This window comes from Arthrobacter sp. NPDC056493 (genome assembly GCF_042795115.1).
Classification (GTDB): Bacteria; Actinomycetota; Actinomycetes; order Actinomycetales; family Micrococcaceae; genus Arthrobacter.
The window spans coordinates 1-23,088 of the sequence record NZ_JBHTSL010000077.1 but is presented as its reverse complement, the minus strand read 5'-3'; the positions used below and the strand labels follow the sequence as shown (position 1 = coordinate 23,088).

General features: G+C 66.4%; 21 protein-coding genes, 1 tRNA gene and 1 pseudogene. 16 read left to right on the top strand and 7 right to left on the bottom strand.

What is annotated here, in order from left to right; all coding sequences use genetic code 11:
* Positions 1-92: 92 nt before the first annotated feature.
* The 4 genes from ACFQ50_RS22245 to ACFQ50_RS22230 form a co-directional block, all read right to left on the bottom strand.
* Positions 93-1,232, bottom strand: a complete 1,140-nt coding sequence (locus ACFQ50_RS22245; protein ID WP_377997777.1) for a bifunctional 2-methylcitrate synthase/citrate synthase — start codon at positions 1,230-1,232, stop codon at positions 93-95.
* Positions 1,233-1,302: 70 nt separating this feature from the next.
* A complete protein-coding gene (prpB, locus tag ACFQ50_RS22240) occupies positions 1,303-2,208 on the bottom strand; it encodes a methylisocitrate lyase (protein ID WP_377997776.1) in 906 nt (301 codons plus the stop codon).
* Entirely contained in the window at positions 2,209-3,729 is a 1,521-nt protein-coding gene (locus tag ACFQ50_RS22235; protein WP_377997775.1) for an MmgE/PrpD family protein, read from the bottom strand. It abuts the gene before it with no gap.
* On the bottom strand, positions 3,722-4,378 hold the full coding sequence (locus ACFQ50_RS22230; protein WP_377997774.1) for a GntR family transcriptional regulator: 657 nt from the start codon (positions 4,376-4,378) through the stop codon (positions 3,722-3,724). Before ACFQ50_RS22230 ends, ACFQ50_RS22235 begins: the two co-directional genes overlap by 8 nt.
* 412 nt (positions 4,379-4,790) lie before the next feature.
* Between ACFQ50_RS22230 and ACFQ50_RS22225 the strand changes: the two are divergent.
* Positions 4,791-6,454 (top strand): annotated as a pseudogene (locus tag ACFQ50_RS22225) (DUF222 domain-containing protein).
* Between the two features lie 26 nt (positions 6,455-6,480).
* On the opposite strand, the gene ACFQ50_RS22220 reads toward ACFQ50_RS22225, so the two are convergent.
* Positions 6,481-7,194 carry a response regulator gene (locus tag ACFQ50_RS22220; protein WP_377997773.1) on the bottom strand — a complete coding sequence of 238 codons (714 nt, stop codon included), beginning with the start codon at positions 7,192-7,194 and terminating at the stop codon, positions 6,481-6,483.
* Positions 7,191-8,897 carry an ATP-binding protein gene (locus ACFQ50_RS22215; RefSeq protein ID WP_377997772.1) on the bottom strand — a complete coding sequence of 569 codons (1,707 nt, stop codon included), beginning with the start codon at positions 8,895-8,897 and terminating at the stop codon, positions 7,191-7,193. Before ACFQ50_RS22215 ends, ACFQ50_RS22220 begins: the two co-directional genes overlap by 4 nt.
* 139 nt (positions 8,898-9,036) lie before the next feature.
* On the opposite strand from ACFQ50_RS22215, the gene ACFQ50_RS22210 reads away from it, so the two are divergent.
* From ACFQ50_RS22210 to ACFQ50_RS22165, 10 genes are all read left to right on the top strand, one after another.
* The gene (locus ACFQ50_RS22210; RefSeq protein ID WP_377997771.1) at positions 9,037-10,377 is read left to right on the top strand and encodes a cation:dicarboxylate symporter family transporter; all 1,341 of its coding nucleotides are present in this window, start codon (positions 9,037-9,039) and stop codon (positions 10,375-10,377) included.
* 251 nt (positions 10,378-10,628) lie between these two features.
* Positions 10,629-11,528 carry a ParA family protein gene (locus tag ACFQ50_RS22205; RefSeq protein WP_377997770.1) on the top strand — a complete coding sequence of 300 codons (900 nt, stop codon included), beginning with the start codon at positions 10,629-10,631 and terminating at the stop codon, positions 11,526-11,528.
* A gap of 5 nt (positions 11,529-11,533) precedes the next feature.
* Positions 11,534-12,373 carry a segregation and condensation protein A gene (locus ACFQ50_RS22200; protein ID WP_377997769.1) on the top strand — a complete coding sequence of 280 codons (840 nt, stop codon included), beginning with the start codon at positions 11,534-11,536 and terminating at the stop codon, positions 12,371-12,373.
* The gene (locus tag ACFQ50_RS22195) at positions 12,370-12,999 is read left to right on the top strand and encodes an SMC-Scp complex subunit ScpB (RefSeq protein ID WP_377997768.1); all 630 of its coding nucleotides are present in this window, start codon (positions 12,370-12,372) and stop codon (positions 12,997-12,999) included. The genes ACFQ50_RS22200 and ACFQ50_RS22195 overlap by 4 nt, the downstream gene beginning before the upstream one ends.
* A gap of 106 nt (positions 13,000-13,105) precedes the next feature.
* Positions 13,106-14,356 carry a pseudouridine synthase gene (locus tag ACFQ50_RS22190; protein ID WP_377997767.1) on the top strand — a complete coding sequence of 417 codons (1,251 nt, stop codon included), beginning with the start codon at positions 13,106-13,108 and terminating at the stop codon, positions 14,354-14,356.
* Between the two features lie 3 nt (positions 14,357-14,359).
* Positions 14,360-15,469 carry a prephenate dehydrogenase gene (locus ACFQ50_RS22185; RefSeq protein ID WP_377997766.1) on the top strand — a complete coding sequence of 370 codons (1,110 nt, stop codon included), beginning with the start codon at positions 14,360-14,362 and terminating at the stop codon, positions 15,467-15,469.
* Positions 15,469-16,182 carry a (d)CMP kinase gene (gene cmk / locus ACFQ50_RS22180; protein ID WP_377997765.1) on the top strand — a complete coding sequence of 238 codons (714 nt, stop codon included), beginning with the start codon at positions 15,469-15,471 and terminating at the stop codon, positions 16,180-16,182. Before ACFQ50_RS22185 ends, cmk begins: the two co-directional genes overlap by 1 nt.
* 73 nt (positions 16,183-16,255) lie before the next feature.
* Complete coding sequence (locus ACFQ50_RS22175; protein ID WP_377997778.1) at positions 16,256-16,939, top strand: lysophospholipid acyltransferase family protein; 684 nt, start codon at positions 16,256-16,258, stop codon at positions 16,937-16,939.
* A gap of 10 nt (positions 16,940-16,949) precedes the next feature.
* Positions 16,950-18,500, top strand: coding sequence for a ribosome biogenesis GTPase Der (der, locus tag ACFQ50_RS22170; RefSeq protein ID WP_377997764.1), 1,551 nt, complete (start codon positions 16,950-16,952; stop codon positions 18,498-18,500).
* Positions 18,501-18,639: 139 nt separating this feature from the next.
* Positions 18,640-18,716, top strand: a tRNA-Pro gene (locus ACFQ50_RS22165).
* A gap of 83 nt (positions 18,717-18,799) precedes the next feature.
* Here ACFQ50_RS22165 and ACFQ50_RS22160 read toward each other — a convergent pair.
* The gene (locus tag ACFQ50_RS22160) at positions 18,800-19,672 is read right to left on the bottom strand and encodes an Fpg/Nei family DNA glycosylase (protein WP_377997763.1); all 873 of its coding nucleotides are present in this window, start codon (positions 19,670-19,672) and stop codon (positions 18,800-18,802) included.
* Between the two features lie 154 nt (positions 19,673-19,826).
* Here ACFQ50_RS22160 and gcvH point away from each other — a divergent pair, with 154 nt between their 5' ends.
* From gcvH to ACFQ50_RS22135, 5 genes are all read left to right on the top strand, one after another.
* Positions 19,827-20,213, top strand: a complete 387-nt coding sequence (gene gcvH / locus ACFQ50_RS22155) for a glycine cleavage system protein GcvH (protein WP_003801813.1) — start codon at positions 19,827-19,829, stop codon at positions 20,211-20,213.
* Positions 20,214-20,359: 146 nt separating this feature from the next.
* On the top strand, positions 20,360-20,839 hold the full coding sequence (locus tag ACFQ50_RS22150) for an FHA domain-containing protein (protein WP_377997762.1): 480 nt from the start codon (positions 20,360-20,362) through the stop codon (positions 20,837-20,839).
* A 22-nt stretch (positions 20,840-20,861) separates the two neighbouring features.
* Complete coding sequence (locus ACFQ50_RS22145; protein WP_377997761.1) at positions 20,862-21,578, top strand: MerR family transcriptional regulator; 717 nt, start codon at positions 20,862-20,864, stop codon at positions 21,576-21,578.
* The gene (locus tag ACFQ50_RS22140) at positions 21,578-22,081 is read left to right on the top strand and encodes a bifunctional nuclease family protein (protein ID WP_377997760.1); all 504 of its coding nucleotides are present in this window, start codon (positions 21,578-21,580) and stop codon (positions 22,079-22,081) included. Before ACFQ50_RS22145 ends, ACFQ50_RS22140 begins: the two co-directional genes overlap by 1 nt.
* A gap of 252 nt (positions 22,082-22,333) precedes the next feature.
* Entirely contained in the window at positions 22,334-22,930 is a 597-nt protein-coding gene (locus tag ACFQ50_RS22135) for a MerR family transcriptional regulator (protein WP_003801807.1), read from the top strand.
* Positions 22,931-23,088 lie beyond the last annotated feature (158 nt).

The following is a 23,088-nucleotide window of genomic DNA, read 5'->3' as shown; positions in this document are numbered from 1 at the left end:
GACACAGAAATTAACAACGCCGGGCCGGCCACCGAAAGGTGACCGGCCCGGCGTCGTGCTTTTCCGGCGTCGTCCGCGTTACAGGCGACCGGCTACGGCACGTGCCGTTCGTCCGGACCGTTGTAGGCGCTCAGCGGGCGAATGAGCGAGTTCGCGTTCAGCTGCTCCATGAAGTGGGCTGTCCAGCCTGTGATCCGGCTGGCGACGAAGAGCGGCGTGAACATGTTCGTGTCGAAGCCCATGAGGTGGTACGTGGGGCCGGCAGGGTAATCGAGGTTCGGCTTGATGCCCTTGGCCTCGTCCATGGCCGATTCGAGCCCGTTGTACAGGCCCAGCAGTTCGGGCCGGCCGAAGTGGGCGATCATCTTGTCGAGTGCGGCCTTCATGGTGGGCACCCGGGAGTCGCCGTGCTTGTAGACCCGGTGGCCGAAGCCCATGACCTTCTTCTTCTGGGCCAGGGCGTTTTCCATCCATGCCTTGGCGCGGTCGGCGGCGTCCTCGAGTGACTCCTCGGGCCGGATCCCGATCTCGTCGAAGGTGTGCATGACGGCCTCGTTGGCTCCGCCATGCAGCGGCCCCTTGAGCGCACCGATGGCGCCGGTCACCGCCGAATGGAGGTCGGACAGCGTGGACATGATGACGCGTCCGGCGAACGTGGAGGCGTTGAAGGAGTGCTCCGCGTAAAGAATCATGGACACGTTGAAGGCCTCCACCACCTCGGCGACGGCCTCCTCACCGAATGTCATCCACAGGAAGTTGGCCGAGTAGCCAAGGTCATCCCTGGGCTCCACGAGGTCCTGCCCGCGCCGGCGACGCTGGTCATACGCCACGATGGCCGGCATTGCGGCAAACAGGTCCAGGGCCTTGGCCATGTTGGCGTCCCGGGAGGAATCCTCCGCGAGCGGGTGGCGGGCGCCCATGACCGACGCGGCGGTGCGGCAGACATCCATGGGGTGAGCCGTCGTCGGCAGGGCATCAATCACCTGCTTGACCACGGGATCCAGCGGCCGTCCGGCGCGTTCGCGTGCCGTGAACTCAGCCAGCTCGCCGGAGGAAGGCAATTCGCCGTTCCACAGGAGGTAGGCGACCTCTTCGAAGCTGCACCTGGCGGCGAGCTCCTGGACGGGGTAGCCGCGGTACAGCAGTGAGTTCGTGTCGGGATTGACCTTCGAGACCGCGGTGTAGTCCACCACGACGCCATCGAGGCCCTTCTTGATCTCTTCTTCAGCCATGCTGAACTCCTTCGTTCCTTGGGTCCGGTTACCGGCTGGAAGGGCCGGTGGTCCTGCGAGAATTTGGGCGTCAGTCGGTTCCGGGGATCCGGAAGTTGAAGACGCCGGTGTCAAAGCGGTTGTAGGCCTCGTAGTCCACCAGGTCGTACAACCGCGCGCGCGTCAGCATGCTCCCTACCTGTGCCTCCTGGGTTCCGTCGGCCTTAATTGAATCCAGCGTACGCTCAGCAGCCCCCATGGCACTACGGAGCAGGGTCACCGGATAAATCACCATGTTCACGCCCACACCCTGCAGCTGGTCCACGGTGAAAAGGTCGCTCTTGCCAAACTCGGTCATGTTGGCCAGGATCGGTACGTCGACGGCGTCCCGGATGGCCTGGAACTCCGCCAGGTCTTTCATGGCCTCGGGAAAGATGGCGTCGGCGCCGGCCTCGACGAGGGCCCTGGCCCGGTCCTTCGCGGCTTCCAGGCCTTCCACTGCCCTTATGTCGGTGCGGGCCATGATTAGGAAGTTCGGGTCCCGCCGCGCATCGGCCGCAGCCCGGATCCGCTTGGTGGCGGTGTCCAGGTCCACGACGTTCTTGCCGTCCAGGTGGCCGCAGCGCTTGGGGTTGAACTGGTCCTCGATGTGGCAGCCGGCGAGGCCGGCGTTCTCCAGTTCCTGGACGCTGCGGGCCACGTTCATGGGTTCGCCGAAGCCGGTATCGGCGTCCACGATGCACGGCAGGTCGGTCATACGGGCGATCTGTCCTGCCCGGGTGGCCACTTCAGTCAGGGTGGTCAGGCCGATGTCAGGCAAGCCCAGGTCATTCGCCAGCACGGCGCCGGAGATGTAGACCCCGGCGAAGCCCTTCTCCTCGATCAGCCGGGCGGAGAGCGGGTTGAACGCACCGGGGAACTGCTGAATGGTTCCGGACTTGAGCAGTTCCCTGAACTTGAGGCGTTTCTGCTCCGGGGTGGCGGTGGAGTACAGCACTTAGAACAGTCCCTTGGGCGCCGCGCTGAAATCGATGACGCCGGGCGCCGCTGCGATGTTCAGCTGGTCCAGCTCGCCCGCCGCCAGTTCCGGGAGGCGTTCGACGGCGGCCAGGAACCTTTCGATTTCGTCCTCCGCCACCAGCCCGGAAGCCAGGGTGCGGAACTTGTTCACGTACTGCTCACGGGCGAACGGCCGGGCGCCCAGCGGGTGGGCGTCGGCCACGGCGATTTCGTCCCGGATGACGGTGCCGTCGGTGAGCGTGATTTCCACGGAACCGCCGAAGGCCTTCTCGGAGATGTCCAGGGAATGGTACCGGCGGGTCCACTCCGGGTCCTCCACCGTGGACACCTTCTGCCACAGCTCCACCGTGTCCGGCCGGGCGGCGCGTTCGGGGGAGTACGAGTCCACATGGTGCCATGCCCCGTCCTGCAGGGCCACCGTGAAGATGTAGGGGATGGAGTGGTCCAGGGTTTCCCGGCTGGCCGTCGGATCGTACTTTTGCGGATCGTTGGCGCCGGAGCCGATCACGTAGTGCGTGTGGTGGCTCGTCTTGATAAGGACGGACTTCACATTCGCCGGATCCGTGGCCTCGGGGTGCTCCTTGTTCAGCTTGCGGGCGAGGTCGATCCAGGCCTGGGCCTGGTATTCTGCCGAGTGTTCCTTGGTGTAGGTGTCCAGGATGGCACGCTTGGCCTCTCCGGCTTCGGGCAGCGGAACCTCGTAGGAGGCGTCCGGGCCGTCAAGCAGCCAGGCGATCACGCCGTCCTCGCCTTCATAGATCGGCACCGGGGACGTCTGTCCGCGCATGGACCTGTCCACCGCCTCGACAGCCATCTTGCCCGCGAAGGCCGGGGCGTGCGCCTTCCACGTGGAGATCTCGCCCTTGCGCGACTGGCGGGTGGCCGTCGTGGTGTGCAGGGCCTGGCCCACGGACTGGAAGATGGTTTCGACGTCGAGCCCCAGCAGAGTACCGATACCGGCGGCCGCCGCGGGGCCGAGGTGGGCCACGTGGTCGATCTTGTGCTTGTGCAGGCAGATCGCCTTCACCAGGTTCACCTGGATCTCGTAGCCGGTGGCGATGCCGCGGATCAGGTCCGCCCCGCTGGAGCCCACGTGCTGGGCGACCGCCAGGATCGGCGGAATGTTGTCGCCCGGGTGCGAGTAGTCCGCGGCGAGGAAGGTGTCGTGGTAATCCAGCTCGCGGACCGCCACACCGTTGGCCCACGCTGCCCACTCCGGGGAGACCCGGTCGCCGATGCCGAAGACCTTGGCTCCTTGGCCGCCGGTTGACGGTGCGTGGGTGAGGGCCTGTGCACGGGCCGCGATGATGGGGGCGCGGTTCAGTGAGGCGACGGCCACGGAGGCGTTGTCGATGATCCGGTTGATGACCATGTCCGTGACGTCGTCGGTGACGGCCACGGGGTCTGCTGCCACCACGGCGATCTTGTGGGCGAGTTGCTGTTCGCGCGGGAGGTTTTCCTCGCTCTTGTAGACGCGGACGTGGTGTTCCTTAACCATGGGACTCCTTCTGGGCGGATGTGTGGACGGCTTTGACGTGCGAAAGACTGCGGTGCAGGTGGAGGGTGGTGGCCGCTTCGGCCAGCCGCGGGTTGCCCGCCGCTATCGCTTCCGCGATGGCGGCATGTTCGGCTGCGGCCGCCGTGAGCCGGGCCTGGTCATCAGCGGCCAGCCTGCGGACCCGGACCAGGTGGACGCGCAGGCTGCGCATGGCCTGTGCCAGGTAGGAGTTGGAGATGGCCGCGTCGATGGCGGCATCCAGGCGGCCGACGAGCTCGTAATAGTCGTGCCGGGTGGGGTCAGGTGAGGTGAGCAGGGCCGGGGCGTCCAGCAGCTCCTCCTGCAGTCCCCGAAAGACGCGGGCATCGCCGCGTTCTGCCGCGAGTGCAGCAGCTTTCCCTTCAAGGGTTTCGCGGAGCTCGAACAACTCGTCGATGTCGTCTAGTGAGATGTCGGTGACGACGACGCCGCGGCCGCCCGCCGTCGTCAGCCCTTCCGCCGTCAGACGGCTCAGTGCCTCGCGGAGCGGTGTCCGGGAGATTCCCAGTCTGGCGGACTGCTCGACCTCAGCGAGCACTGTGCCGGGGAGGAGGCGCCATTCGATGATGTCATCGCGGAGTGCTGCGTAGGCTCTGTCGCTGGCACGCATACAGTCTCCCTCCCTTCGGTTCGATTTACCTCGAGTGTATACACGGAAGCGGACCTTGCATAGTCTTGTGCCGGATTTGTCAGGGTTGAGAGGCGACTGTGTATACATAAGCTGGATCCGAGGGCGGAAGCGAGTGCTGCAGCCAGGGATTGGTTCCGTTGCTCTCGGCGAGGGCGGCCGCCAGGCGGACAGATGTGTGGCCCTGGTCTGTGGCCGGGCCGGCAGGAATGTCAGTGCCCCGGATCACAATGTGTTTATGGAAGCTTTCGGGGGACGCACCGCACACCGGGCCGCAGGGCCGGGTACCGGCGTGTTGGCTTCAGTGACAGGGAACGACGGCGATGGCTTGCTCAGCCGGGGGACCTCCGATAGCGCGGTTAAGAATGTCAGTGCCCCCTGTCATGCTGTGGGTATGGATAACGGCTCGGCTGCTGCGGAGGTGTTGGAGGCTATTGGTGCCTCTGCCTTGGCGCTGGCCGCCGAGCTCCGGAGGGTCGCTGACCCGCCGGGGGACGCGGATCCGCTGCCGGATCATGTTGACCCTCTTGGGGAGCAGGCGGCTGCGTTCCTGGGCGGCCTGACGAAAGTGGCCGGGTTGGAAGCCCGGCTTGCGGCTGTGAAGGTGCAGTTTGCCGCCGGTTACGCCACGGCGGATGCGGCGATGGCAGGACCTGTTGAAAGCCCGCAGGACGTTGCCGTGCGGCAGATGTCCGTGACGGCGGAGGTGGCCGGCGCGCTGACCGTCAGCGAGGGTGCGGCGGCACGGTTGCTGGTTGAATCGAGCATGCTGAGCACGGATCTGCCGGTGACGCTGGCAGCTTTGCGGGCGGGAAGCATTTCCTGGCAGCACGCCCGGGCCATGTGCGACGAAACCGACGGGCTGTCACCCGAAGCCGCAGCAGCCCTGGAGGCCCACTTCCTGGACGCGGATGCTCCCAACCGGGCCCGGGGTTGCCCGGCCGGGGAGCTGACCCCGGCGAGGTTCCGCGCCAAGGCACGGTATTGGCGGGAACGGCATCATCAGGACAGCATCGAAACCCGCCACCGCAACAGTGTGAAGGACCGGCGCCTGGAGTATCAGCCGGCCCGGGACGGCATGGCCTGGCTCTCGGCGTTCCTGCCCGCGGACCAGGCCGCCGGGATCTGGACCCGCTCCACCGCCGCCGCACGCGCAGCCCAGGGCCCGACCGAGACCCGGACCCTGAGCCAGCTCCGGGCCGATGTCTTCTCCACCGGCATGCTCGGTCCCGTTCCGGGGATTGACGGCACGGGCGCAGCATTCTTCGCCGGCCCGGTGCCCGCAGGTGTTGGGGCCGCAAGTCTTAGGGCCGCAAGTCTTGGGGCCGCAGGTCTTGGGGCCGCAAGTCTTGGGGCCGCGGGGGACGGGCCCGCTGCTGATGTGCCGTCCCCGAGGGCTCAGGTCCTGGTCACGGTTCCGGTTTTTTCGCTGCTCGGACGGACTGAGGAACCGGCCACACTGGACGGGTACGGGCCGATCCCGCCAGCATGGCCCGCCGGCTTGTCGCCGACGGCGGAACCTCGTTCCTGCGCGTGCTGACGGATCCGCGGGACGGGGCTCCGCTGGAGATCGGACGCACCAGCTACCGGCTCACCAAACCGATGCGCCAATGGCTCCGTCTCCGCGACGCGCGGTGCACGTTCCCCGGCTGCAACAACCACTCCCTGGACAACGACGCCGACCACATCCTGGCCTGGGCAGCCGGCGGCACCGGCGTCGCCAATCTTGGCCAGCCGTGCCCGCAGCATCACCGCCTGAAACACACGACGGCGTGGAGACCGGTCGGCGCCACCCGGGAGAGCCCGCCCGGCTGGATCTCACCCGCGGGACGGTCCTACCCCGCCGAATACCAGGACTGGGAACCACCCCACTGGCCAGACAGCCTCGACCCAGACAGCCTCGAACCGGACAGCCTCGAACCTGACAGCTACGAGCCCGACAGCTACGAGCCCGACAGTCACGAGCCCGGCAGTCACGAGCCCGGCAGGCCCGACGACCTGGATCCGCCACTGCCTCTGGATCCCTGGCCCTACTGGTCCACACCCACAGCCGCCTGAGGGCATGTTCCCGTGCCCGTTATTGATCAGGCCCGGGACCAGCGGTATTCGTTCTCGGGGCGGCCCGGCGCGCCGTACCGCGCCGTCCGGGAGACCGTTCCGGCGTCGGCAAGGTATTCGAGGTAGCGGCGGGCGGTAACCCTCGACATGCCCAGGGCGGTCATGACTTCGGTGGCCGAGACGGCGTCGGGCTGTTCCTTCATAAAGTCGCTGACGGCGTCGAGCGTTGAAGGGGCCAGGCCCTTCGGCAGCGGCAGCTCAGACGGAGCCCGCAGGCTCGCGAAAGCCTGGTCCACGTCGCTCTGCGATGCTGCCGCCTTCGCTGACCCCGTCTCCGGGCCCGCGAGCTGCTCGCGAAACTGCCGGTAACTCTCCAGTTTGTCCGCGAACGTCGCATAGGTGAACGGCTTGATGAGATACTGCACGACGCCGATCGACACTGCGCTGCGGACAATTGCCAGTTCGCGAACAGCCGTGATTGCGATGATGTCGGCGAAGTGCCCGGCGGAGCGCATCCGGCGCGCGATGTCGAGGCCGTGCAGGTCCGGCAGGTTCATGTCCAGCAGAACCAGTTCCACCGGGCTGCCGGCGGCCGAGAGCTCGGTGAGCATCCGAAGCGCGGACTGGCCGTCCGGAGCCGTGCCCGCCAGAGTGAAGCCGTCCATCCTGCCCACGTAGGCGGCGTGGGCCGCAGCTGCGACGGGCTCGTCCTCAACGACGAGGACTCGGATGTCTGTCACGTGTGCTCCTCCGGGAGACTCGATGTGGCCGTGCTTGACGGCAATGCGCTTGGCGGAATGGTGTCTGCGTGCAGTGGGGCGGAAGCGATGCTGGCCGGGAGTGCGATGTGGAAGCGCGCCCCGCCGGCGCTGGAACTGCTGATGGTCATGGTACCTGCCAGGCGCTGGACGGCCTGTTTCACCAGCGCAAGGCCAAGGCCCCGCCCGAACGGCCCGGCGGTCTTGGTGCTGAACCCGTAGCGGAACACGTCGTCCACAGCTGTTGGGTCAATGCCCTGCCCCGAGTCCTGCACTGTGATGTCCAGGCCGCCGCGCGCCGTGTCCACCAGCAGCTCCACGCGCTTGGGTGCGGGGGCGTCCGCGGCGGCATCGATGGCATTGTCCAGCAGGTTGCCGAGGACCGTGACGAGGTCCTGTACGGCCAGCTCTCCGCTGAGGGCCGGCCCGGACGCCTCGACTACCAGCTCCACGCCGCGTTCGTGGGCCTCGGCGGCCTTGCCCATGACGAGGGCGCTCAGCACGGGCTCCTGGACCGAACTGATCACGTCGTCCGTCAGCTGCTGGCTCAGCTCGAGGTCCTTCGTGGCAAAGTCCAAAGCGTCATCAGTCCGCCCCAGCTCCATCAGGGAAACCATGGTGTGCAGCCGGTTAGCATGCTCGTGGGTCTGCGCCCGGAGAGCATCGGAAAGCGTCCGCATGCTTTCCAACTCGGTACCCAGGGATTCGATCTCCGTGCGGTCGCGTATGGTGGCGACGGTGCCGAACACCGGGCCGCGCTGCCGTCCGGTGGAGGATCCTGGCCCCACTGCCGGGCGCTGGTTAACCACCAGTACGCCGTCATGGGTGAGGTGGATTTCGTCGTGGGCCGTGCGCCCCGATTCAAAGAGCTCCTTCAGGCTGGGCGCCAGGGGCAGGTCGGCAAGCAGCGGCGTGGCCGCGTGGTCGTCCTCCGCTTCCCGGGGTTCCAGTCCCAGCAGCTCTGCCGCCTGGTCGTTGTAGATGACCACCCGTCCGGCGGGATCTATCAGGACAACACCTTCCCGGACCGAGTGGAGTACTGATTCGTAGTAGGCAAAGAGCTGGGCCAGCTGCTCGGGACCCCAGCCTCTGGTCACCCGCCGGAGGTAGCGGCCAAGAAACCAGGACGCGAGCGATCCGCCTGCCAGCAGGGATCCGGATACTGCCAGCAGCGCCGGCAGCCGGCCGGAAACGGCCACGTCAACAGTATTGACGGTCACGCCGGCCGCCACGAGCGCGCGGACCCCACCGCGGGCGTCCTTCACCGGGGCGATCGTCCGCACCGACGGCCCGAGCGTTCCCGCAGTGATCTCGGTGAATACGTGGCCTTGGAGGGCCTGCTCGATCGAACCGATATAGGGGCGGCCCAGCTCCTGGTCCAGCGGGTGGGTCCAGCGCGTCCGGTCCGGCGCCATGATGGTGATGAAATCCGCTCCGGAATCGGCCATGACCTTCAATGCGTAGGGCTGCAGCTGCGCTGACGGACTCCCCGTCCCGGCGGCCTGCAGCACAAGAGGGTTGTCCGCAATGGATGTCGCCAGGGCGCCCATCCGGCGGCCGGCCTCTTCGTAGGCATGGTCCCGGGCGTCGACGAAGACGGCCGTCCCGACGATGGCCGTCAGGGCCAGCATGAACAGCAGGTTCGCCACGAACAGCCGCCTCGCGATGCTCCAGCGGTGGATCATCAACACCTCCCATGACCAATATGAACGCAACGGTGAGCCAAGTCACTCTGTGGCGAATGATGGAAATCACAAGGACCGACGCGCGGGGCCCAGAGATTGTGCCGAAGCGTCTTCCAGATTATCCATAAGGAGAGACAAGATGGCTTCTCAACGAGGAGAGTCGGCAGTGCCGGCTAAAGCCGAGCGTAAGGGACTCGACAAGTCCCATTACCTGTACATTGCGGTCATCGCCGCAGTCGTTCTCGGCGCTCTGGTAGGACTGCTGTTCCCCGAGGTCGGAAAATCACTCAAGCCCCTCGGTGACGGCTTCATCAAGCTGATCAAGATGATGATCGCCCCGGTCATCTTCTGCACCATCGTGCTGGGCATCGGCTCCATCGCCAAGGCCGCCACCGTCGGCAAGGTCGGCGGGCTGGCACTGGGCTACTTCGTCGTGATGTCCACCTTCGCCCTGGCAATCGGCCTGGTCGTCGGCAACATCATCCACCCGGGTGAAGGGCTGGAGCTCGCGCCGTACGATCCCAACAAGAAGGCGGCCACGGACAGCACCGTTGACTTCCTGCTGGGCATCATTCCCTCGGACATTCCGGTGCTTCCCACCCTGCTCGCTGCCATCCTCGTCGGCTTCGCACTGCAGAAGATGGGCCCGCAGGGCGCACCGATCCTGAAGGCGATCGGCCACGCCCAGGCGCTGGTCTTCCGCATCCTGATCATGATCATGTGGCTTGCCCCGGTGGGTGCCTTCGGTGCCATCGCCGCCGTTGTTGGCGCAACCGGCTTCCAGGCCATCGTGAGCATGTTCACCCTGATGATCGCGTTCTACATCACCTGCGCGCTGTTCATCGTTGTGATCCTCGGCGGCCTGCTGCAGGTTGTCACCGGCGTGAACATCTTCAAGCTGATGAAGTACCTGGCCCGCGAATACCTGCTGATCTTCTCGACGTCCTCCTCTGAAGCGGCCCTGCCGCGCCTCATCGCCAAGATGGAGCACCTCGGCGTCTCCAAGCCGGTTGTCGGTGTGACGGTCCCCACCGGCTACTCCTTCAACCTGGACGGTACCGCCATCTACCTGACCATGGCATCGCTCTTCGTGGCCAACGCCATGGGTACCCCGCTGGACCTCGGCGCGCAGATCTCCCTGCTGATCTTCATGATCATCGCGTCCAAGGGCGCCGCCGGCGTCACCGGCGCAGGGCTGGCCACGCTCGCCGCCGGCCTGCAGGCCCACCGGCCCGAACTCCTGGGCGGGGTCGGCATGATCGTCGGCATCGACCGCTTCATGTCCGAGGCCCGTGCACTGACCAACTTCACCGGCAACGCCGTTGCCACCCTGCTGGTCGGCACCTGGGTCAAAGAGGTCGACGGCGAGCAGGTCAACCGGGTGCTGTCCGGCGAGGCACCGTTCGACGAGCAGACCATGGTGGCGCACCACCACGGCGTGGTAGAAACGCCGGAGCCTGCCGTACCGGCCAAGGCCTAGGTCCCGGGCCTAAGCCCCCGCGCCATACAGCTGAAGGAAAACCGCCCGCACAGGCCCCCGCCTGTGTGGGCGGTTTCATTGCTGCCGGACAGACAACCTTCGACCTCAGGTACAAGGTAAAGGCTCAAACGCCATCAAAAGTCAAGGTCCACGGAATGCCGTGTCGGGCGCTGTAACCTTGGGGTGGAACAAGCAGGGGCGCTGGCAGACAGCGGCAGAAAATCACCGTCATCGAAAGTGTGGATAGATACGTGAGCAGCGAACAGGGTTCAGCAACTCTGGAAGGCACGGAACTCGACCTGGAAGACGCCGTCATGGGTCCCACAGGCCGCCCCCACCGCGAATTTCCGGAGCCCGCGCCGCTGTCCTCCCATGGACCGGCCCGCGTCATAGCCATGGTTAACCAGAAAGGCGGGGTGGGCAAGACCACCTCCACCATCAACCTTGCCGCAGCACTGGCCGAATACGGCCGCCGCGTGCTCCTGGTGGACTTCGACCCGCAGGGCGCCCTGTCCGCCGGGCTCGGAGTCAACCCCCATGAACTCGATCTGACCGTCTACAACGTCCTGATGGACCGCAAGATCGACATCCGCGAAGCCATCCACCGGACCGGCGTCGAGAACGTGGACCTGCTGCCCGCCAACATCGACCTCTCCGCGGCGGAAGTCCAGCTGGTCAACGAGGTGGCCCGCGAACAGGTCCTCGACCGTGCCCTGAAGAAGGTTGAGGATGACTACGACGTCGTGCTCATCGACTGCCAGCCTTCCCTCGGCCTGCTCACCGTCAACGCCCTGACCGCGGCCCACGGCGTGATCATTCCGCTCATCTGCGAGTTCTTTGCCCTGCGCGCGGTGGCCTTGTTGGTCGAAACCATCGACAAGGTCCAGGACCGCCTCAACCCGCGGCTGCAGGTGGACGGCGTGCTGGCCACCATGTACGACGCCCGCACGCTGCACAGCCGCGAGGTCATCAGCCGCCTGGTGGAAGCCTTCGGGGACAAGGTCTTCGAAACCGTCATCAAACGCTCCATCAAGTTCGCTGACGCCACCGTGGCCGCCGAGCCCATCACGAGCTACGCCGGAAACCACGTGGGTGCCGACGCCTACCGCCGCCTCGCCAAGGAACTGATCTCGCGCGGCGGCGCGCCCTAGCCCGGATGACCGCAGAGCCGGCAGCGCCCCCCGCCGAGGCCAGGCGGTCCGGCTTCGAAGTACGGTTGGCCAACTTCAGTGGCCCCTTCGACCTCCTGCTGGGGCTGATCTCCAAACACCAGCTGGACATCACCGAGGTGGCGCTTGCCACGGTCACCGACGAGTTCATCCGGTACATCCGGAACCTCCAGGAACTGGGGGAGGAGTGGGCCCTTGACGAGGCAAGTGAGTTCCTCGTCATCGCTGCCACGCTGCTGGACCTGAAGGCAGCGCGCCTGCTGCCCGCAGGCGAGGTGGAGGACGACGACGACATCGCCCTCCTCGAGGCGCGTGACCTGCTCTTTGCCCGGCTGCTGCAGTACAAGGCCTTCAAGCAGGTCGCCGCTCTGATGGACGCAACACTGGAACTTGAGGCCCGGCGCTATCCGCGGCAGGTCGCCCTCGAGGAACACTTCGCCGCCATGCTGCCGGAACTGGTCTGGAAGCACAGCCCTGCGCAGTTCGCGGCGCTGGCCGAGGCCGCTCTCAAGCCCAAGGACCCGGCGCCGACGGAGGTCGGTGTGGCCCACCTGCACGGGAGCGCGGTGAGCGTCCGCGAGCAGGCGGAGCTGATGGGGCTGCGGCTGCAGGATGGCAGGCCCCTGACCTTCCGTGCCCTGATAGCCGACGCCGAATCCACCCTCGTTGTGGTAGCCCGCTTCCTGGCCCTGCTGGAATTGTTCAGGGACCAGGTGGTGGCCTTCGACCAGGTTGCGCCGCTTGGCGACCTGACAGTGCGCTGGACCGCGGCCGGCAACGGATGGACCGCGGAGCACCTGAGCGAGGAATACGAGGAGCAGCGATGACGGATCCAATTGAGGGCCGGGAACGCGCCGCGCTTGAGGCGGTGCTGATGGTGCTGGACGAGCCCACCTCTGCCACCGACCTCGCCGCCGGACTCAACCTGACGGTGGCCGCCGTCGAAGCGCTGCTGCTGGACCTGCAGCGCGACTATGACGGCTATACTGTTAAAGCCCCGGATATGGAAACTGGCAGTAATGGACCTAAGCATGACGTCGCTTCCAGCCCCCGGGGTTTTGAATTGCGGAATGTCGCCGGAGGCTGGCGCATCTACTCACGGGCTGAATTCGCCGACGTCGTCGGTGCTTTCGTCCTGGAGGGACAGACGGCCAGGCTGACCCAGGCGGCGCTTGAGACACTCGCCGTCATCGCGTACCGGCAACCGGTATCCCGGGCAAGGGTGTCTGCAATTCGTGGAGTCAACGTTGACTCTGTTGTGCGGACGCTGACCCAGCGTGGACTGGTCGAGGACGCCGGAACGGATCCGGAGTCGGGCGCTGTCCTGTACCGCACGACGTCGTATTTCCTTGAACGCATGGGAATCGGCTCGGTGGCTGAGTTGCCTCAGCTTTCACCGCACCTTCCGGGGCTTGAAGGAATTGAAGAGTTCTACGACGCCGGAAGAATGTAGGCGGCACGCCTGCGAAGCAGTTTTTACCAGGGCAGATTTATTCTGCACGGCTGGCTAGTGTTGTCCTTGGACAACCTTTGCCGGTCTAAAACACAGAGGACGGGTCATGACACAGGCGGGACGCCAGGGTTCACCACGTAACAGCTCCGGACGCAAAGGTCCGGACAACGCCGCGCGGGGCGCGGCACAAGGCCGCGGGCCAGTACAGGGTCGCGGCGCGGGCGCCGGGAAGCGCGACTTCCCGAAGGGGGGCGACCGCCCCTTCGGCGACCGCACCTACAAGGCCAAGCCCCGCGAGGAGCGCTTCGTCGATCCCGACGAGGCACCTGCCGGCCGCCGGCCCGCAGGCGACTGGAAGCCGGGCACTAAGGCCCCCGCATCCAGGACAGGTGCATCCAGGACGGGTGCACCCAAGGCAGGCGCGCGCAATGCCGCCGCTGCCCGGAAGCCCGGAGCCAACAGGGCTCCCGGCACGCCGGGCGCGCTGAAGCCCAAGTCGGGCGCCCCCAAGACCGCGGGGTCGCGCGCCTTCGGCAGCGAACGCTTCGGCCAGAACCTGGGACCGGTCCGCCGGCCCTCCCGCAACCGCGGTCCCCGCGCCGAGGTGCCGCAGTCGGAAGTCCACGACGCCGACGGCGTCCGCCTGCAGAAGGTCATGGCCTCCGCCGGCGTCGCCTCCCGGCGCGTCTGTGAAGACATGATCGCCGAGGGCCGCGTGGAGGTCGACGGCAAGGTCGTCACCGAGCTCGGCGTCCGCGTCGACCCCAAAACAGCAGTCATCCACGTGGATGGCCTCCGCATCCAGCTCGACGACACGCTGGTCTACATGGTCTTCAACAAGCCCAAGGGCGTGGTGTCCACCATGGAGGACCCCGAAGGCCGGCCGTGCATCAGCGACTACATCCGCAACAACCAGGGTGAACGGCTCTTCCACGTCGGGCGCCTTGACGTCGCCACCGAAGGCCTGCTGCTGCTGACCAACGACGGCGAGCTGGCCAACCGGCTGACCCACCCGTCCTACGAGGTTCCCAAGACCTACCTGGTCCAGGTCCGTGGGCCGTTCCCGCAGGGCATTGGCACACAGCTTAAGGATGGCATCGAACTGGAGGACGGATTCGCGTCCGTCGACTCCTTCCGGCTGGTCGACTCAACCCCGGGCCACGTGCTGATCGAAGTGGTGCTGCACTCCGGCAAGAACCGCATTGTCCGGCGCCTGTTCGACGCGGTTGGTTTCCCGGTGCTGCGCCTGGTGCGCGTCAAGGTCGGCCCCATCGGCCTGGGCGACCAGCGCCAGGGAAGCATTCGCAACCTCGGCAAGCAGGAAGTCGGCCACCTGCTGGCATCCGTGGGGCTGTAAGGGATGTCGGCTTTCCGTACGCACGGCCGCGGACACCTGAACGGGCCGGTCGTCGTTATCGGCACCGGCCTGCTCGGCACCAGCATCGGCCTCGGCCTGCGCGGCCGCGGCGTTGCCGTCTACCTGTCGGATCCCTCGCCCACCAACCAGGCAGTCGCCGTCGACATCGGCGCAGGCCTCCCGCTGGCGGCCATGAAGGACGAAAGTCCTGAACTGGTTGTCGTCGCGTCGCCGCCGGACGTGACCGCGGACGTTGTGGAACGTGCGCTGGCAGACTACCCGGACGCCACCGTCGTCGACATCGCCAGCGTCAAGGCCGCGATCCTGCATGACCTGCGCAGCCGCGGCGCGGACCTCAGCCGTTACGTGGGCACACACCCCATGGCCGGACGCGAGAAGTCCGGCCCGGTCGCGGCCCGCGGCGAGCTCTTCACCTCCATGCCGTGGGTCGTGTGTCCCACCGAAGAGTCCTCGGCCGGAGCTGTCCAGGCTGCGCAGGCGCTGGCCACCGACCTCGGTGGCCTCGTTTCGCAGTTCACGGCCGAGGAACATGATGGCGCCGTGGCCTTGGTCTCCCACCTGCCCCAGGTGATGTCCTCGCTGCTGGCGACCCGTCTGCAGGACACCCCGCTGCACGCCCTCTCCCTCGCGGGAAACGGGCTACGCGACACCACCCGGATCGCAGCCAGCGACCCCACGCTGTGGGTCCAGATCCTGGGTGCGAATGCCGGCAAGGTAGTGGAGATCCTTTACGGTGTGCGAGATGACCTCAACCGGCTGATCGGAACCCTGGAAGACCCCGCGGCCGCCGGTGCCCGCCTTGACCTGGCGCAGCTGATGAGCGAAGGCAACGCCGGGCAGGCCCGGATTCCGGGCAAGCACGGCGGACCGCCGCAGGCTTATTCGTGGCTCACGGTACTCGTGGACGACCGCCCGGGCCAGATCGCCAGGCTCCTGACCGAGATCGGTGAGATTGGCGTCAACCTCGAAGATCTCCGCCTGGACCACTCCTCGGGGCAGAATGTGGGCATGGTGGAGATCTCCGTGCTGCCGAGCGCGCATGACCTCCTTGTAGAAGCACTAAGCGACCGTGGATGGCGGGTACTGCAGTAATGACACAGGAACTGACCGAAACTTTGCCTGCCCTTCGGCTGGGCCGTCCGCTCGTGGTGGCCATCGACGGGCCGTCCGGCTCCGGAAAGTCCAGCGTCAGCAAGGAAGTGGCCCGCCGCCTCAGCCTTGCCTACCTGGACACCGGCGCCATGTACCGCGCCCTCACCTGGTACTGCCTCGACCGCGGAACGGACCTCGCTGACGCCTCCGCCGTCGAACTGGCTGCCGAAGAACTGCCGCTGGACATCAGCACCAGCCCGCACGCCGAGTACGTGCGGGTCGATGGCACCGACGTTACAGACGCCATCAGGGAACCGGCGATCTCTTCGTCCGTCAGCGCCGTCGCCACCACGCTCGGTGCCCGGACGGAACTTATCCGCCGCCAGCGCGCCCTGATCGAAAAACACAACCGCCGCATGGTGGTGGAGGGCCGGGACATTACCACCGTCGTTGCCCCGGCTGCCCAGGTCCGCATGCTGCTGACCGCCAGCGAGGAGGCGCGGCTCCGCCGCCGCGGCATCCAGCTCGGCGGAACGCAAAGCGCCGAGCAGTTGGCAGCCCAGGTGACCCAGCGGGACGCGAAGGACTCCACCGTGGTGAACTTCACCCAGGCGGCGGACGGTGTGGTGACGCTGGATTCGTCGGAACTGGATTTCGAGGAAACCGTGGCCGCCGCGCTGCGCATCGTCACCAAGGTCATCAACCATGAGTGATTCCGCCCGGATGCCAGGCACCGGAGTTCCGGGCACCCGGGTTCCGGAGACGGCTCTCCCTGGTGCGTGGACCATGGCGTGGAGCCGGCCCGTCGGCCGGTTCCTGAACAACGTCGTCTACCGCACCTCCGTCACCGGGCGCTCCAACGTTCCGGCCTCGGGCCCGGTGATCTTCGCGGGAAACCACATCAGCCTCCTCGACGGACCCGTCATGTTCGGCGCCTCGCCCCGGAGCATGCACATCCTCGTTAAGAAGGAGATGTTCAAGGGCTTCCTCGGCCGCGTGCTGAGGGCGTCGGGCCAGCTTCCGGTCGACAGGGCGGGGGACCGCTCGGTCCTGCAGCTCAGCAAGGACGCCCTCGACGCCGGCCGCTGCGTCGGCATCCTGCCGGAGGGAACCCGGGGGAGCGGCACCGCAGCCGGCATCAGTAACGGGGTGGCATGGCTCGCCCTGAACTCCGAGGCCGTCGTGGTGCCGGTGGCCATCCTTGGCACACGGCAGGGCGGCGAACACCTGGGCAGCATCCCGAAGCCGGGCCGCCGGCTGCACGTCAGCTTTGGCCAACCGCTCGCCGTCGGCCGCAATCCGGGTGAAACCGGGCGTGCTTCAATGGACAGGGCGGCCACGGAAATCCGCGACACCCTGGCCGCGCACGTTCGTGACACTGTCCGGCTCAGCGGGCTGTCCTTGCCCTCCGCGGATCATCCGCACCAACGTTCCACCGCAGTAGCCGGACAGCCGGCAGACCATCATTAAGGAAAGTGCAATGAGCGATACGACTCAAACCTCCGGCCACTCCGGCGCCGGCGAAGACGAATACACGCCCACCGGCACCGACCAGGTGGCTGAACATCTGGCGGCCCTGGACGACGACGAGGCGGAGCTTCGCGCCGCTTCCCTCCGTGCCGGACTGGACGACTACGAACTCGACGAGGACGACGCCGCGCTCCTCAGCGGACTGCATGACGAGGACGAACTGGAGGGCCCGCTCAAGCTGGACCCCGTGCTCGCCATCATCGGCCGCCCGAACGTCGGCAAATCCACCCTGGTCAACCGCATCCTCGGCCGCCGCGAGGCGGTCGTTGAAGACACCCCGGGTGTAACGCGCGACCGCGTGATGTACTCGGCGAACTGGAACGGCCGGAACTTCACCGTCGTCGACACCGGCGGCTGGGAGCACGATGCCCGCGGCATCCACGCCCGCGTGGCGGAACAGGCCGAAATGGCAGTGGAGCTGGCGGACGCCGTGCTCTTCGTCGTCGACTCGGCCGTGGGCGCAACCGCCACCGACGAGGGCGTCATGAAGATGCTCCGCCGAAGCAAGAAGCCCGTCATCCTTGTCGCCAACAAGGTGGACGACTTCGTGCAGGAAGCCGACTCCGCAGTCCTGTGGGGCCTGGGCTTCGGCGAGCCGTACCCCGTCTCCGCGCTGCACGGCCGCGGTGTCGCCGACATGCTGGACCACGTCATGGACACCCTGCCGGAGTTCTCCACCGTTGAGGGCGTCGAACGCTCCGGCGGCCCGCGCCGGATTGCCCTGATCGGACGTCCCAACGTGGGCAAGTCTTCCCTCCTGAACAAGCTGGCCGGCTCCGAGCGTGTGGTGGTGGACAACACCGCCGGCACTACCCGCGACCCGGTTGACGAATTCATCGAGCTCGGCGGCCAGACCTGGCGCTTCGTGGACACCGCCGGCATCCGCCGGCGCCAGCACATGGCGCAGGGCGCCGACTTCTACGCCTCCCTCCGGACCCAGAGTGCGCTGGAAAAGGCGGAGGTCGCCGTCGTTCTTCTTGCCGTGGACGAGGTGCTCAGCGAACAGGACGTCCGCATTCTGCAGCTCGCCATCGAATCGGGGCGTGCCCTGGTGCTCGCGTTCAACAAGTGGGACCTGCTGGACGATGAACGCCGGCGGTACCTGGAACGCGAAATCGAGCAGGACCTGGCGCATGTGGAGTGGGCGCCACGTGTCAACATCTCCGCCAAGACCGGCTGGCACAAGGACCGCCTGGTGCCGGCCCTGGAGCTGGCGCTGGAAAACTGGGACCGGCGCATTCCGACCGGACGGCTCAACGCCTTCCTGGGCGAGCTGGTGGCGGCACACCCGCACCCGGTCCGCGGCGGCAAACAGCCCCGCATCCTGTTCGGCACGCAGGCCTCCAGCCGGCCGCCGAAGTTTGTCCTGTTCACCACAGGTTTCCTGGACCCGGGCTACCGCCGGTTCATCACCCGCCGCCTGCGCGAAACCTTTGGCTTCGAGGGAACGCCCATCGAAGTCAGCATGCGTGTGCGTGAAAAGCGCGGCAAGAAGCGTTAATTACGACACACCGGGCGGCGAATGCCGGAAAGTGTCACTGGCACCCTCCGGAATCGTGTAAGCTCTTCTAGGTGGTTCGGCCGGACTGCTTAGATGAAATTCCTCGGAACATTCATCTGGCGGAGAACGGCGGAACTGACGGGCTGTAGCGCAGCTTGGTAGCGCACTTGACTGGGGGTCAAGGGGTCGCAGGTTCAAATCCTGTCAGCCCGACCACAACAAAACCCCGCCAACCCAAACTGGGTTGGCGGGGTTTTTTTGTGCACGCCCGACGGCGGAACGGGTTTGAGCGGTGAGCCCTACTTGAGGAAGCGGGATGTTCTGCGGTCGGCCAGGATCTTGCCGTTTGTCTGGCAGGTGGGGCAGTACTGCAGTGCAGTGTCCGCGAAGGACACCTCCCGGACCGTGTCCCCGCATACCGGGCAGGGCTGGCCGGCGCGGCCATGCACATTCATGCCGCTTCGCTTCGCGTCCTTGAGGTCGGCGGGCGCCTTCCCCCGGGCCTGCGCCACCGCGGCTCCCAGGACGCTGTGGATGGCGTCGAACAGGACCCCGACCTTCGCCGGCTCCAGGGCATTGGCCATGGCGAACGGGGAGATTTTCGCTGCGTGCAGGATTTCGTCGCTGTAGGCGTTTCCGATGCCGGCGATGACACTTTGGCTGCGCAGCACACCCTTGATCTGGTGCGGGTGGCCGGCCAGGATCTCGGCGAACATCTCCCGGCTGAACGCGGGAATCAGCGGATCCGGGCCCAGGTCGGCGATGCCGGGAACGTCGCCGGGCTTCCGCACCACGTAGACTGCCAGGCCCTTCTTGGTGCCGGCCTCGGTCAGGTCGATGCCCATCTTCCCGCCGTCCGCCCCGGCAAGGTGCAGCCGGGCCGCGATGGGGCCCTTGCCGGGCCGGAGCGGTTCGGGCGATGGTTTTTCGGTGTAACGGACCCAGCCCGCCCTGGCGAGGTGGAAGACGAAATGCAGGCCGTCGGCGTCAATGCTGACGAACTTCCCGAACCGCTCCACGCCGGTGATGGTTCGGCCCGCGAGGGCCGTGTAGGGCGGGTCGGCCGTCTTGAGCACGGCCACGGACAGGATCTGCAGCTTCTCCAGCACCGCGCCGCGCAGCCGCGTGTCGAGGAACGTGCTCAGTGCGGCCACCTCGGGTAGTTCCGGCATGGCACCACTTTGCCACACAGGATGCCGGATTGGGCGGTTCCCGCGGGGCATAATGGCACATCCGGCGGCCAAGGAGTTGTGCATATACTTTCAACCGGTGGCTGTTTCCGACGCCTCCGTTGACATTGGTGATTGACCCGATGAAAGGCCCCTGATGAGCAACATTCCCTCTGATCTGTCCTACACCGCCGAACACGAATGGGTGACCGCACCGAACGCCGATGGTGTGGTCCGCGTGGGGATCACCGACTTCGCCCAGGACGCCCTCGGAGATGTCGTCTACGCCCAGATGCCCGAAGTTGGCACCACTGTTAAGGCAAACGACGTCGTGGGTGAAGTTGAGTCCACCAAGAGCGTCAGCGACATTTACGCCCCCGTCTCCGGCGAGATCGTGGCCCGCAACGAGGCACTGGACAGCGATTCCGCACTCATCAACTCCGATCCCTACGGCGACGGCTGGCTCATCGAAGTCAAGCTCGCCGAGCCTGATGCAGTGGATTCCCTGCTCAGTGCATCGGAGTACGAACAACAGGTAGGCTAAAGCTAACCGGTCCCGCTGCCCGGCCACCGGAGTCCAGCAATGGAGTCCAGGGGCCGGACCGCGGGCGGCATACCGGAGCTGCCAGGCAGTTCCGGACGGTACGCGTTGATTGCAGGGGGACATCTGCAACGAAGGAGGAGGAATCCATGGTTGGCGGCGAACAGAACCACACCAACGGCGATTACGGCACAGGTGCGGGCAGGGCCTCGGAAACCACCTCGATCAACCTCACTCCGGTTCATCATGACGAGCCCACAATCGTCCCCAAGCTCTCCCCGGAGGAACGATCTGCCGTCGAGGCACTGCCCTCCGGCTCCGCCCTGCTCGTGGCCCACAGCGGGCCGAACTCGGGTGCACGCTTCCTCCTTGACTCCGATGTCACCACGGCCGGGCGGCACCCGGACGCTGATATTTTCCTCGACGACGTGACGGTGTCCCGCCGCCACGTCGAGTTCCGGCGCACGCCGCGGAGCTTCGAGGTGGTGGACACCGGGAGCCTGAACGGCACCTACGTCAACCATGACCGCGTGGACAGCGTGGAACTGAGGTCCGGAAACGAAGTCCAGATTGGCAAGTTCCGCCTCACCTTCTACCTGAGCCCTGCCCGCGCAGCAGGACGCGTCTGATTCGGAGCGGCTGCCTGTGGCAATGGCACAACCGGAGCGCCGGGGACCACTGGTCCTGAACATCGGGGAAGTGCTCGCTCAGCTGAGCGATGACTTTCCGAGCATGACGGCGTCGAAAATCAGGTTCCTTGAGGAAAAGGGACTCATCAATCCCCGGCGTACGCCCGCGGGCTACCGGCAGTACTCCGACAGCGACGTCGAACGGCTCCGCTTCGTCCTGTCGCTCCAGCGCGACCAGTACCTGCCGCTGAAGGTCATCAAGGACTACCTTGACGCCATCGACAGGGGCGAGCGGCCCGAGAACCTTTCCCCCGGCGTTACCGTGTCCCCGCGGATCGTCTCGGATGAGCTCGCAGCGGAACTGCAGAACAAAGCGCGCAGGCTCAGCGAGGAGCAGTTGCGCGCGGAGTCGGGGGCCAGCGTTCTGCTGCTGCAGTCCCTGCTCAGCTTCGGCCTCATCGGGCACACCGACGGCAAGTTCGACGAGCACGCCCTGCAGGTGGCCCGCGCCTGCGTCCAGCTGGAGAGCCACGGCCTGGAGCCGCGGCACCTCCGGCCCTTCCAGGCGGCCGCGGAACGCGAGTTCGGACTCGTGGAACGCGCCGTGGCCACCCTGACCTCGCGCAGGGACGCCGCATCGCAGGCCCGCGCGGCGGAAGCCGCCCGGGAAATCAGCGACCTTTGCCTAACCCTGCACCGGGCCCTTGTCCAGGACCGTATCTCGCGGATGGAAATCTGATGATCGAAGTCGAGATTGTGGGCGTCCGCATCGAACTGCCCTCCAACCAGCCTCTGGTTCTGCTTCGCGAGATGCACGGGGAACGGCACGTTCCCATCTGGATCGGGACCCCCGAGGCAAGTGCCATCGCGCTGGCCCAGCAGGGCGTGGTGCCGCCGCGGCCCATGACGCACGACCTCCTGGTTGACGTCGTCGAGACCCTTGGCCATTCCGTGGTCAGCGTGAACATCGTTGCCGTGGAGGACAACATCTTCTACGGCCAGCTCCAGTTCGACAACGGGGCCACAGTGAGCTCCAGGGCGTCGGACGCCCTGGCCATCGCACTACGCGCCAAATGCCGGATCTGGTGCGCCGACTCCGTCATGGACGAGGCCGGCGTGCGCATTACCGAGCATGACGAGGGCGAGGACACGGAGCCCGGCCCCACCGTGGATGAAGAGCGTGAGCTGCGCAGGTTCCGGGAGTTCCTGGACGACGTCGAGCCCGAGGATTTTGACGGCTAAGGTCACGTTAAGGTTAAAGTTAAGGCTGAAACTTTCGACACGCCCCACTAATCATGCGAACGTCTTTGACCTTGGGCCACGGCAGGCCTAACGTCGAAGGTACCAAGTTCCCATTGCATACGACAGCGGCGCAAGTCACACTGGAAAGTGCTACTCCGGCCGAATTACAAGCGTGAATTTCATCCGGACTTCATGCGCGTAGCAGCTGTTGCGGCAACTTCCTCAGGGGAGCTCATGACAAGGAGGATCCACGTGAGTCCGAAAGGCGAAGCAGGCGAGCTGAAGCAGCCCTCGACGGCCGGCGTTGCCGTGCCCGCAAGCGGTGCTCAGGGCCTTCTCTTCACTGAGGATCTCCCGGTTCTGGACGAGGATGCCGGCTACCGCGGGCCCACCGCCTGCAAGGCCGCCGGGATCACCTACCGGCAGCTTGACTACTGGGCCCGCACCGGCCTGGTGGAGCCGGCAGTCCGCGGAGCAGCGGGCTCGGGTTCCCAGCGGCTCTACGGTTTCCGCGACATCCTGGTCCTGAAGGTGGTCAAGAGGCTGCTGGACACCGGCGTATCGCTGCAGCAGATCCGCAGCGCCGTGGAGCACCTCCGTGAACGCGGCGTCGAGGACCTGGCGCAGATCACCCTCATGAGCGACGGCGCCAGCGTCTACGAATGTACGTCCGCGGACGAGGTCATCGACCTCGTGCAGGGCGGCCAGGGCGTGTTCGGAATCGCGGTCGGCCGCGTGTGGCGCGAAGTCGAGGGAAGCCTCGCCTCGCTGCCCAGCGAGCACGCCGGCGAACAGACGTTCCCGGACGACGAACTCAGCAAGCGCCGCGCGGCACGCAAGATCGGCTAACAGCGCCAGCCACGAGATGTACGCAGAAGGCCGCCTCCCGTCAGGGAGGCGGCCGTCGCGGGGGCAGTACGCGTGGGTGCGGGACGGGGGGGGGGTCGGGCCGGGGCGGGGTGCGGGCGCGCCCGCCGGGGCGGGGGTTTGTGGGTGGCAGGTGTAGT

Coding starts and splice junctions, on each gene's coding strand:
- ACFQ50_RS22215 (WP_377997772.1), bottom strand. CDS start 8,897: ATGATCCACCGCTGGAGCATCGCGAGGCGGCTGTTCGTGGCGAACCTG.
- ACFQ50_RS22235 (WP_377997775.1), bottom strand. CDS start 3,729: ATGGTTAAGGAACACCACGTCCGCGTCTACAAGAGCGAGGAAAACCTC.
- ACFQ50_RS22190 (WP_377997767.1), top strand. CDS start 13,106: ATGACACAGGCGGGACGCCAGGGTTCACCACGTAACAGCTCCGGACGC.
- der (WP_377997764.1), top strand. CDS start 16,950: ATGAGCGATACGACTCAAACCTCCGGCCACTCCGGCGCCGGCGAAGAC.
- ACFQ50_RS22140 (WP_377997760.1), top strand. CDS start 21,578: ATGATCGAAGTCGAGATTGTGGGCGTCCGCATCGAACTGCCCTCCAAC.
- ACFQ50_RS22145 (WP_377997761.1), top strand. CDS start 20,862: ATGGCACAACCGGAGCGCCGGGGACCACTGGTCCTGAACATCGGGGAA.
- gcvH (WP_003801813.1), top strand. CDS start 19,827: ATGAGCAACATTCCCTCTGATCTGTCCTACACCGCCGAACACGAATGG.
- ACFQ50_RS22185 (WP_377997766.1), top strand. CDS start 14,360: ATGTCGGCTTTCCGTACGCACGGCCGCGGACACCTGAACGGGCCGGTC.
- ACFQ50_RS22195 (WP_377997768.1), top strand. CDS start 12,370: ATGACGGATCCAATTGAGGGCCGGGAACGCGCCGCGCTTGAGGCGGTG.
- ACFQ50_RS22210 (WP_377997771.1), top strand. CDS start 9,037: ATGGCTTCTCAACGAGGAGAGTCGGCAGTGCCGGCTAAAGCCGAGCGT.
- ACFQ50_RS22245 (WP_377997777.1), bottom strand. CDS start 1,232: ATGGCTGAAGAAGAGATCAAGAAGGGCCTCGATGGCGTCGTGGTGGAC.
- ACFQ50_RS22230 (WP_377997774.1), bottom strand. CDS start 4,378: ATGCGTGCCAGCGACAGAGCCTACGCAGCACTCCGCGATGACATCATC.
- ACFQ50_RS22175 (WP_377997778.1), top strand. CDS start 16,256: ATGGCGTGGAGCCGGCCCGTCGGCCGGTTCCTGAACAACGTCGTCTAC.
- ACFQ50_RS22200 (WP_377997769.1), top strand. CDS start 11,534: ATGACCGCAGAGCCGGCAGCGCCCCCCGCCGAGGCCAGGCGGTCCGGC.
- ACFQ50_RS22160 (WP_377997763.1), bottom strand. CDS start 19,672: ATGCCGGAACTACCCGAGGTGGCCGCACTGAGCACGTTCCTCGACACG.
- cmk (WP_377997765.1), top strand. CDS start 15,469: ATGACACAGGAACTGACCGAAACTTTGCCTGCCCTTCGGCTGGGCCGT.
- ACFQ50_RS22150 (WP_377997762.1), top strand. CDS start 20,360: ATGGTTGGCGGCGAACAGAACCACACCAACGGCGATTACGGCACAGGT.